General features: G+C 64.5%; 10 protein-coding genes and 2 riboswitches. Of the genes, 6 read left to right on the forward strand and 4 right to left on the reverse strand.

Going from position 1 to position 8,353, the window contains the following annotated elements:
- Nucleotides 1-127: 127 nt before the first annotated feature.
- Entirely contained in the window at nucleotides 128-454 is a 327-nt protein-coding gene (locus B0G38_RS21130) for a hypothetical protein (protein WP_264671278.1), read from the reverse strand.
- A 13-nt stretch (nucleotides 455-467) separates the two neighbouring features.
- Nucleotides 468-634: riboswitch (SAM riboswitch) on the reverse strand.
- 164 nt (nucleotides 635-798) lie between these two features.
- Nucleotides 799-921: riboswitch (SAM riboswitch) on the forward strand.
- 67 nt (nucleotides 922-988) lie between these two features.
- Between B0G38_RS21130 and B0G38_RS21135 the strand changes: the two genes are divergently transcribed.
- Genes B0G38_RS21135 through B0G38_RS21145 form a run of 3 tightly spaced genes read left to right on the forward strand, consistent with a single transcriptional unit; the run spans nucleotide 989 to nucleotide 2,548 of the window.
- Nucleotides 989-1,114 carry a hypothetical protein gene (locus B0G38_RS21135; protein ID WP_264671279.1) on the forward strand — a complete coding sequence of 42 codons (126 nt, stop codon included), beginning with the start codon at nucleotides 989-991 and terminating at the stop codon, nucleotides 1,112-1,114.
- Nucleotides 1,111-1,572, forward strand: coding sequence for a PIN domain-containing protein (locus B0G38_RS21140; protein WP_264671280.1), 462 nt, complete (start codon nucleotides 1,111-1,113; stop codon nucleotides 1,570-1,572). Before B0G38_RS21135 ends, B0G38_RS21140 begins: the two co-directional genes overlap by 4 nt.
- A 52-nt stretch (nucleotides 1,573-1,624) precedes the next feature.
- Nucleotides 1,625-2,548 carry a LysR substrate-binding domain-containing protein gene (locus B0G38_RS21145; protein ID WP_264671281.1) on the forward strand — a complete coding sequence of 308 codons (924 nt, stop codon included), beginning with the start codon at nucleotides 1,625-1,627 and terminating at the stop codon, nucleotides 2,546-2,548.
- Between the two features lie 92 nt (nucleotides 2,549-2,640).
- Here B0G38_RS21145 and B0G38_RS21150 read toward each other — a convergent pair whose 3' ends face one another.
- The 3 genes from B0G38_RS21150 to B0G38_RS21160 form a co-directional block, all read right to left on the reverse strand.
- Entirely contained in the window at nucleotides 2,641-3,981 is a 1,341-nt protein-coding gene (locus B0G38_RS21150) for an MFS transporter (protein WP_264671282.1), read from the reverse strand.
- Nucleotides 3,971-5,035, reverse strand: coding sequence for an MBL fold metallo-hydrolase (locus B0G38_RS21155; protein WP_264671283.1), 1,065 nt, complete (start codon nucleotides 5,033-5,035; stop codon nucleotides 3,971-3,973). Before B0G38_RS21155 ends, B0G38_RS21150 begins: the two co-directional genes overlap by 11 nt.
- Nucleotides 5,036-5,190: 155 nt before the next feature.
- Nucleotides 5,191-6,030 carry a DMT family transporter gene (locus tag B0G38_RS21160; RefSeq protein ID WP_264671284.1) on the reverse strand — a complete coding sequence of 280 codons (840 nt, stop codon included), beginning with the start codon at nucleotides 6,028-6,030 and terminating at the stop codon, nucleotides 5,191-5,193.
- 70 nt (nucleotides 6,031-6,100) lie between these two features.
- Here B0G38_RS21160 and B0G38_RS21165 point away from each other — a divergent pair, with 70 nt between their 5' ends.
- The 3 genes from B0G38_RS21165 to B0G38_RS21175 all read left to right on the forward strand — a co-directional run.
- Nucleotides 6,101-6,229 (forward strand): LPXTG cell wall anchor domain-containing protein, encoded by a 129-nt coding sequence (locus tag B0G38_RS21165; protein ID WP_264671285.1) that lies wholly within the window; start codon nucleotides 6,101-6,103, stop codon nucleotides 6,227-6,229.
- A 69-nt stretch (nucleotides 6,230-6,298) separates the two neighbouring features.
- On the forward strand, nucleotides 6,299-7,510 hold the full coding sequence (locus tag B0G38_RS21170) for an amidohydrolase (RefSeq protein WP_264671286.1): 1,212 nt from the start codon (nucleotides 6,299-6,301) through the stop codon (nucleotides 7,508-7,510).
- Nucleotides 7,511-7,625: 115 nt separating this feature from the next.
- A partial coding sequence (locus tag B0G38_RS21175) for a hypothetical protein (protein ID WP_264671287.1) occupies nucleotides 7,626-8,353 on the forward strand: 728 nt, incomplete at its 3' end.

Consider the following 8,353-nt stretch of genomic DNA (forward strand, 5'->3'; position numbering starts at 1 on the left):
GGTACCGCCGGCGTCGGAATCCCTGAGCTGATTTCCGGCGTCCGCGATATTGATAGACGTAATTAACTTCTACCAGCCCGGTCTGACATTTAATGACGGTGCCGAAGCAATGACGATGCTGCGGTGGCTACCTGTTTGCGGGGTCCATTTCCATCCGGACCAGCGAAAAGAAGCGGTTGCCGGCGCCGCTGCGGGTGCTGGGAATGAGCAGTTTTGCGTACTTTTCGCACCAGACGGCGGTGCCGTCGGAGTCCAAGGCGGCCTTTTGTACAGCGTCGATGTCCTCTGAGTAGAACATCTTCTGTACGCCCTGCTGGCAGAACTGCACCAGGCTGAGCTCGGCTTCAATGTGGATCCGGACATCCACCCATTCGTCAAAGATGCTTTCGTCCGGAAGGCTCGCGGCCTCGTGGTCGGTGTGGTTGCGGTCGTGTTCTGTTGAGTATGTATTCATCATTTCGTTCCCTCGCTAGTTCTTGCCCGCACGGGTCCCCCTTAGAACCTCGTCGTTCTGCGATATGCAGGCCGCTTCGTCATCCGAACCACCCGCGAACATGGGGTTGGTGCGTGACCGGTCGGAGCCTTTGCAACACCATCGACTAGCCGACTGTGTTGCTCGTCACATCTCGTGAAGCACTCCTACTATATGGTCACGGACGCAGATAGCCAAACGATTGCCCACAGGTAAACATTGAGATGGGCATAAATGTCGCTCTGGGTCGCTGGTTATCGTCCTGTTACCCATCATGAACAACAGTGCGTGACGCGACGCCCAAACCCGTGGCATACTCTCAACAGCTTCAGGAACTGCGGCCGCTAAGCTCCGACTTGGCCGCATACCAACCCCACGCTCTCTGGGTGGTTCGGATGACGAAGCGGCCTGCATTCGCCGTTGGCAGATGGTGCGGGCAAGAGCACGCGAAAGGACCGGTGCCCGGCACCGTTTTTCATGACCAATATTTCCACTGCGCGCCAGGATCTGCGTGTAATGAGCCTCCAGGACTACGAGCAGGTAGCAGCCGCCCGGGAGGACTTTGTCGATTTCCTCCTCCGCACCGGCCGCGCTGCCGCCGCCCGGTCTGCCGCCGCCAGCCCGATCAGCACCGGCTCGTGAGGGAGCAACCCGGTCTGCTGCTTGATACGGATGTGGTGACGGAGGTGCGTAGCGCCGAGCCGCACGCCGCCGTCGTCGATTTCCTGCAGCAGCGCAAACACCTGCGCATCTTCATCTCCGCGCTGACCGTTGGGGAACTGCGTGCCGCGCATGCCCAAACGGGAACTGAGTCAAACAACGACGACGGTCGCTGGCTTGCGGAGCTCACCAAGCGTTTTGAAGGCTTCATCCTGCCGGTGGATCTGAAGGTCGCGACGGTCTGGGGACCGATGTCCAGCCGCCCGGATGTTCCGGCCGTGGAGTCGCTCATTGCGGCCACGGCCGTCCGGTACTGCCTGACGGTGGTGTCCCGCAACGTCGCCGGCTACAGCAAACTCGCTGTGCCAGCCATCGATCCATGGCAAGTGGGCCGGTATGCCGTGGCGCAGGAGCCGGCACCGGATCATCGGCCCGGGTAGCGCGCGCGCCAGGGGAACTGTGGAAGATGGCGGAACTGGATAGGCTTTCCTTATGTTCCGGTACACCTTGCGTCAGATCCAGTACTACGTGGCCGTCGCGGAGTCCGGCTCCATCAGCGGCGCTGCGCTGGCCTGCCATGTGTCACAGGCGGGCATGTCGCTGGCCATCAACGAGCTGGAAAAGGCCGTCGGTACGCAGCTCATAGTCCGGCGGAAGGCGAAGGGCATCACCCTGACCACCGCGGGGCGGGGTTTCCTCAAGGACGCCCAGGTGCTCCTGCGTGAAGCCGAGGAGATCCAGGCGCGGATCGAAGAGCGGCACGGGGAACTGGCCGGGCCGCTGGCGATCGGCTGCTACACCACTCTCTCGGCGTTCTGGGTCCCGTTGATGACGGCGGGATTCGCGGCGCCGAATCCCAAGCTGGAGCTCACCATCACCGAAGGTGCGGCCGACGAGCTGCAATTGCAGATGCTGGAGGGCCGGCTCGACGCCGTGCTGACCCACACGCGGCATGTCACCGGCGGCGCGGAAATGCGGGTGATCAAGGAGGGACGGCCGTATATCCTGCTGGGCGCGGAGCATCGGTTGGCCGGCCGCAAGAAAATTGCCCTGCCCGAGCTCGCCGAGGACGACATGGTGCTGCTGGACATCCCCTCGGTGCGGGACAACCAGCTGCCGAACCTGCGCGACGCCGGGCTGGACCCGAAGATCGCCTGGCGGTCCACCAGCTTCGAAGCGGTGCGCGGGATGGTGGCCCGCGGGCTGGGCTACACGGTCCTGGTGCAGCGGCCTCCGCTGGATGTCAGCTACGAAGGCCTGCCGCTGGTCTGCGTTCCCATCGACGGGCACATTGGCCACAGCGATATCTGTTTCGCCTACCCCGGGCGGCAGCGGTTAAGTCGGCGCTTGACCGCGCTGATGGATTACTGCGCCCAGAGCGTCGACGTCGACGGGGCAGCGGGGAGGCAGGGCTGATCGGGCGGCCGAACCGAAGCACCGCTTAACCAAGTGGTGCCGGCTCCCGCAGGAACCGGCACCGCCGTCGTCGTACCTTTGCCATCGTACTTTTATTTCATTTCACTGCTCAGGTCCATGTTCTTGCCTTCCTTCGTGGCCAGCACGCAGGCGGCCGCCACGACGAAGGACAACATCCAGACCAGGCCGACCAGCCACAGTTCCCCGCCGGCGAGGAGCACCAGTCCGGAGGCGATCATCGGGGTGAAGCCGGCGCCGAGGGTCGAGGAAGACTGGTAGGTCAGTGAGGCACCCGTGTAGCGCATCCGGGTGGGGAAGAGCTCGGCCACGAAGGCACCGAACGGCCCGAAGATCACACCCTGGATGATGCCGTTGGCCAGGAACAGGCCGATGGCGAAGCCCCACAGCGTGTCGGTCTGCAGTAGCCACAGGATGGGGTAGGCCAGGACGGCTCCGGCGATCATGCCGGCCAGCATGACCGGCTTGCGGCCGTACTTATCGCTCAGGCGGGCCGCGAACCAGATCGCCACAATGGTCAGGGTGGCGCCGACGGCCTTGATGTTGAGGACGGAGGTGGTGTCCACGCCGGCCTCGATGATGTAGGAGACCGCCCAGACCGTCATCAGGCCCTGCACCGTGTAGGAGCTCATGCCGGCCAGCACACCCAGAACCAGGTTCTTCGGGTACTTGGTGACGACCTCGACAAACGGGATCTTCTTCTTTTCCGCGGTGGCTTCAAGTTCCAGGAACAGCGGCGTTTCAGCGACCTTGAGCCGGATGACCAGGCCCACGGCGATCAGCACGAGGCTCAGCAGGAACGGGATCCGCCAGCCCCAGCTCATGAACGCTTCCTCGGGCAGGGTGGAGAAGGCCGAAACGGTCAGCGTGGCCAGCACGGCACCTGCGGGACCGCCCATGTTGGCGAAGCTGGCGGCAAAGCCGCGGCGCTTGGCCGGGGCATGCTCGAGGGCAACCAGCATGGCGCCGCCCCATTCACCGCCGACGGCGAGTCCCTGGACAAGCCGCAGCACGACCAGCAGGATGGGCGCCGCCATGCCGATCTGCGCCGTGGTGGGCAGCAGGCCGATCAGCGTAGTGCCCGCACCCATCAGTGTCATCGACACGATGAGTACGGTCTTGCGGCCGATCCGGTCGCCGAAGTGGCCGAAGATCGCCCCGCCCAGCGGACGCGCAACGTACCCGACGGCGAGGGTGCCGAAGGACATGAACAGCCCGACGGCGGGGGAGACGTTGGCGAAGAACACGTGGTTGAAGACGATGGACGCTGCCATCGCGTACAAAATGAAGTCGTAGAACTCGATGGCGCTGCCGATGAAGCTGGAGGCCAGAATGCGGCGCATCTGCTTCGTGTTCAGGCTCTCCGAGATGGAGGATGCCTGGGGCTGCGGGGGAGTCATGGTGTTAGCACTCATTGGACAGTAGCCATTTCTTCCAGAATACGGTCAGTGGAGTCAGTACGAAGGGGATAACGTCCAGATCGTTCGGGACGTAGAAGCGGCCGTCGAAGTCGGCGCCGGCGCTTTCCCATACGGACATGGGAGTGGTGCCTGGTACTAAATGGTGCAGGGCCAGAGCTTTGGCCCCTGCACGGTTGGCCAGTGCGACTGCTTCAGCGGCACTGGTGTGCGATTTCCTGTGGTGGTCGATAGAGGCCTGGCCGGTGGAATTCGCCGCCGAGCCATACGCGCGCTGCACCCAGTCGAAATCGATCGCCTCATGGAGCAGCAGATCGGTGTCCGCTGCGAGTCGGACAAGGTTCTCGCACGGTGCGGTGTCGCCGGAAATGGTGACGGAGCCGTGCTCGGTGTCGAACCGGAAAGCGAAGGCGGGGGCGACCGGCGGATGCTTCACCAACGTGGCCGTCACGGTCACGTTTTCGTCCCGGTAGATCTCGAAGCCCTCCATGGCGGGAGTGGGATTCTGGTTCGGGTGGTAACCACTCGCCGTCGGAATTTGGATGTCTTCGGGCACGAAGTAGTCGAAGGGCGAAGGCCGCAGCGCGTCCAGAATGCGGTCGTTCAGGTCCGTGGCGTAGGCGGCCATCAGGTGGGTGAACATCGACTTGGTGCCGGGCGTCGGGTTCTCCGGGAAGACCGGCGAAGGCGCGACGGCGGCACGGGACGAAACCGGGGGAAGCTCGCCGCGGTCGCCGGGGCCCATGATCTTGATCTGGTGCTGGTTCTCCTTCAGCGTGAACATGCCGAAGATGGCCAGGCTGCCCAGATCGATCGTGTGGTCCGAATGCAGGTGCGTGATGAAGATGCCGCGCAGCGAGTTGACCGGAAGCCCGGCCAGCATGAGCTGGCGTCCCACGCCGTGCCCGGCGTCCACCAGGTAAGTGCTGTCGCCAACAACGACGGCGGTGGCGATCCCCGAGCGCTTCCCGGCATTCTCGCCGGTCCACCAGCGTGGACCGCCGGCAGTGCCTAGAGTGACGACGCGTGGCGTCAGATCGGTACCGGTCATGTTGCAGAACTCCTTGTGTTGCCTATCACTTCCTATCGATACTCCGGTATCTCCGAAGACCTGTAAAACTGTTTAAACCGGAGATCTAAAACAGTTTTGCTTATGTGGTGCGGGTTGGCCGGTGATGCAGCTGGCGAGCGTGCCGTGCAGGCGGACTAGCCCATGGTGATGAGGCCGACGGCAGCGCCGGCGCTGACCAGCCCGACGAGCTGCCGTCCGGTCAGCCGCTCCCTCAACACGGTGATGCCCAGGACCACGGGGAGCACCGGATAGAGGGAGGACAACACCACCGCGATGCTCATCAACTGCAGCTGGGCAGCGAGCATGTAAAGCGTGAGGGCCAGCGCCGCCATGCCTCCAATCAGTGCGGCAGCCAGGACCGTCCGCGCCCCGACGCCGCGCAGCTTGGCGGCCGACGGCCGGGCGAGCGGCAGGATGGCCAGCGCGGCGGCGACGCGGCCGGCAACAATGGGCCAGAGCCCTGCTTCCGCCCCCGCCTGGGCCAGGGCGATGTACTGCACGGCGATGCCAATGCTCGAGAACAGGGCGTCGAGCGTTCCGGCGGCTCGCGGGCCCTGTGCACCGTTCCTGGTGACGGAGATCAGCCACAGTGCCGGGATGGCCAAAGCGATTCCCAGCCAGGCCGGAACAGTGGGGCGGTCACCCAGGACCGTTACGCCGATGAGGACGGGAAGAGCGGTGCCGCCAACTGCTACGAACGGAACGACGACGCTCATGCTGCCGTGGCTGAGGCCGCGGTAAAGGAACACCATGCCCATACCCGTCCCGATGCCGGACACCGCGCCCCAGGCAAGGTCCGCCGGCTCAACGGACGGAGCCGGGAAGAACGGCGCGGCAGCCAGACTGAGCAGCAGGGCGCCCAGCTGGCCGATGAGGGCGATGGTTGTCGGATCGGCACGTCGCGACAACAAACCGCCGACGAAGTCCGCGACGCCATAAAAGAACGCCGAACCAAGAGCGAACAGAATTGCCACGGCTCAGGCTGCCCATGCCGAATACTGCATGCCTCATGCAACCATCAGCGGCGGCCCGTGGCAACGGCCCGTGGCTGACGCCAACTTGTTGCTGCTGACGGGATGGGACCAGCTAGGCCTGACCCTGACGGTTCTGGGCCTGCTGCTGCTGACCTTCTGGTCCGGGTACTGGACCGGACGGCGCCGTCGTCGTTCTTGAAAAGTCCTTGGAAACTGGGCCGGGTTCTGTTCCTCTACCGCGGATCATCCTTTATTCCTACACTGCAGTATGAGCATAGATGTTGAGCAGCTGTACCGGGACCTGCACGCCCACCCCGAGCTCTCCTTCCAGGAGCACCGGACCGCCGGGATCGTGGCTGAGCATCTTCACGCCCTGGGATTTACCGTGCACCCCGGGATAGGAGTAACCGGTGTGGTCGGCATCCTCAGCAACGGTCCGGGCGGGACTGTCCTGCTGCGCGCGGACATGGACGGCCTGCCCGTAGAAGAGGCAACGGGACTGGACTATGCCAGCACCGCCCGTGGTGTTGACCAGGACGGCAAGGACGTACCGGTCATGCATGCCTGCGGCCACGACGTCCACGTCGCCTGTCTGATCGGGGCGCTGGAAAGGCTCGTGGACGAGCGGGCAAACTGGCAAGGAACGGTCGTCGCGGTATTCCAACCCGCGGAAGAGTCGGGCGGCGGAGCTCAGGCCATGGTCGACGCTGGCCTATTCGACCTTGTTCCTCACCCCGATGTGGTCCTCGGGCAGCACGTCGCACCGTTTCCGGCGGGTTGGATCGGCATCAGACCCGGCGTCGCCATGGCATCAGCGGATTCGATCAACATTACGATGTTCGGTGCGGGCGGCCACGGTTCCAGGCCGGAAACAACCGTCGATCCGGTGGTCATGGCAGCTGCCACAACCATGCGGCTCCAAGGGATCGTCTCGCGGGAGCTTGCCGCTGGCGATTCGGCCGTTCTGACCGTCGGGCAGCTTCACGCCGGAACCAAGAACAACATCATTCCCGCGGAAGCCACCTTGGGGATCAGCCTGCGCACCTTTGATGAGCCGGTGCGGACGAAGATGGTGAACTCCATCGAGCGGATCGTCCGAGGTGAAGCATCGGTATCGGGTGCCGTCAAGGAACCGCTGTTCAGCTACGACGAACACTTCCCGCTGACCCGCAACGACGAACAGGCAACCATACGAACGACGGCGGCACTGGGCAACGTCTTCGGCGAGCAGATTATTGATCCCGGCCCGATATCCGGAAGCGAAGACGTCGGAGTGCTTGCGACTGCTGCCGGGGTGCCGCTTGTCTTCTGGTTCCTTGGCGGTGCCGACCCATCCCTGGCCGAGGCCTTGGCGTCTACCGGCAGGCTGCCTGAAGACATTCCCTCGAACCACTCGCCACATTTCGCGCCTCTCATCCGGCCGACTCTCGGCCTGGGGATTGACGCGCTGGCTGCAGCGGCACGCGAATGGCTGGATTAGCGAGAAATCCTAGCGGGGGCAGCTGGCCGGAAAATTTTTGAAGAAATTTCGCGGAACCCGTCAGACGGTGTGAATAAGTCTCTGTATTGTCATGGCCGGATGATGGACTGGACTCATGGCAACGGAAGAGCAACCGGCAGCGGTTCCCGGTTCCCCGGCCCCCGGACAGGGGCCCGGGGAGCAGGGGTTTTCGCTGCGGTGTCTTCAGCCGGGCCGTCCCACGACCGCCGCGCAGCGGCAGGAAGCCCTGCGCAAGGCCCTGGAGCGCCTGGACCACGATTGCGCCCGGGACCGCAAACGCGGCCTGGAACAGGCACGCGAATATATCGCGGCCGGGAAACCGCCGAAGCACGCGACGATGGCCGGCTATATGGAGGAGATCTACGCCGAGGCGCGCGGCCCGGTCCTGGACCCGCCGAAGCTGGAATCCTACGGCGAGGATCCGCTGGCCGGGCAGGAGGTTCCGGGCCGGGTCGGGGAGCCGGAGCATCTGGGTGCCAGCGCAGGCCTCGCTGACTTCGCGGCCTGGGAGCGTGAGGAAGCCTGGGCCAGTTGGCCGCCGTCGGGCCCGTTCCCCGCGAACTGGGGTCCCGCCGAAGACCTGGAGGGGCTGCCGGCGGAGGTGTTCTCCGAAACGCACGGGGAGTATTACGCCGAGCGCCTGCGCCGGATCACCGACGGCACCCCCGCCGACTGGTTCCGCCTCTTCGAAGCCACCGCCACCGCCAGCAACACCAGCAGTAACGCACTGAACCCTGCCAGTGCTGCCGGCAACGCCGAGGCCGCGACCAGCGCTGCGGGTACCGTTCTGGTTGCCGATGCCGATGCCGATGCCGATGCCGG

Source organism: Crystallibacter permensis (genome assembly GCF_025960875.1).
In the GTDB taxonomy this organism is placed as follows: domain Bacteria; phylum Actinomycetota; class Actinomycetes; order Actinomycetales; family Micrococcaceae; genus Crystallibacter; species Crystallibacter permensis.